The 1,236-nt window shown below is 66.3% G+C and carries 1 protein-coding gene; it reads left to right on the top strand.

Annotated elements, in window-relative coordinates:
* Positions 1-54 precede the first annotated feature (54 nt).
* Positions 55-1,236: IS256 family transposase (locus ACU436_RS42310; protein WP_459032822.1), on the top strand; the 1,182-nt coding region annotated here is incomplete at its 3' end.

The following is a 1,236-nucleotide window of genomic DNA, read 5'->3' as shown; positions in this document are numbered from 1 at the left end:
GAGCGTGTCAGATGGTCTGTGTAACAAGATCCTCTTGAATCGAGGAGTACACAGATGACCATGACCGATGACCCGCGGGTTGAGCATCCACTTGGCGCCGCCGATGCCGCGCCGGTGACCGCGCGGGAAGCGGTGAACAGCATGATCGAGGCTGGCCTGCTGGATCGGGTCATGTCGCAGGTCGATGCCGGTGGGCTTGCGTTGACCGGTGACGGCGGGTTCCTCCCGGAGATGATCAAAGCCGTCCTCGAGCGCGGCCTTGCCGCCGAACAGACCGCGCACCTGGGATACGAGAAGGGCGATCCGGCCGGGCGCGGCACTCCGAACTCGCGCAACGGGGCCAGCCCGAAGACCATCGTCACCGAGGTCGGCGACGTCGCCCTGGACGTTCCGCGGGATCGGGCGGGAACGTTCGAGCCGCGCCTGGTGCCCAAGGGCACACGCCGCACCGGCGGCCTCGACGAGATGATCATCTCGTTGTATGCGGGCGGGATGACGGTGCGCGACATCGGCCACCACCTGCAGCGCACGCTGGGCACCGAGCTGTCTCACGACACTATCTCCAAGATCACCGACGGGGTGCTGGAGGAGGTGAAGGCCTGGCAGACCCGGCCGCTGGAGGAGATCTACCCGATCCTCTACCTCGACGCCCTGATGATCAAAGTGCGGGACGGGCACCAGGTCCGCAACCGGGCCGCGCACATCGCCGTCGGTGTCGACCTCGACGGGGTCAAACACGTGCTCGGGATCTGGGTGCAGGCCACCGAGGGCGCGAAGTTCTGGGCCGGAGTGTGCGCCGAGCTGCGCAACCGCGGCGTGCGTGACGTGCTGATCGTGTGCTGCGACGGCCTGAGCGGATTCCCTGAGGCGATCGAGGCGACCTGGCCTCAAAGCATCGTGCAGACCTGCACGGTGCACCTGATCCGCGCGGCGATGCGGTTCGTGTCCTATCAAGACCGCAAGAAGGTCGCGGCGGCGCTGCGTCCGATCTACACCGCCCCCACCGACGAGGCAGCCCGCCTCGAACTGGACACCTTCTCCGGCTCCGAGCTGGGCCGACGCTACCCCGCGGCGGTGATGACCTGGGAGAACGCATGGGAGCGGTTCATTCCGTTCCTGGCGTTCCCACCCGAGCTCCGCAAGATCATCTACACGACGAACGCGATCGAGTCACTGAACTACCAGCTCCGCAAGATCATCAAGAACCGTGGGCACTTCCCGAACGACGACTCCGCG

The organism is Pseudonocardia wallangbongensis (genome assembly GCF_054486945.1).
The sequence above is the reverse complement of the archived record's forward strand: the minus strand, read 5'-3'. Positions and strand labels throughout refer to the sequence as shown.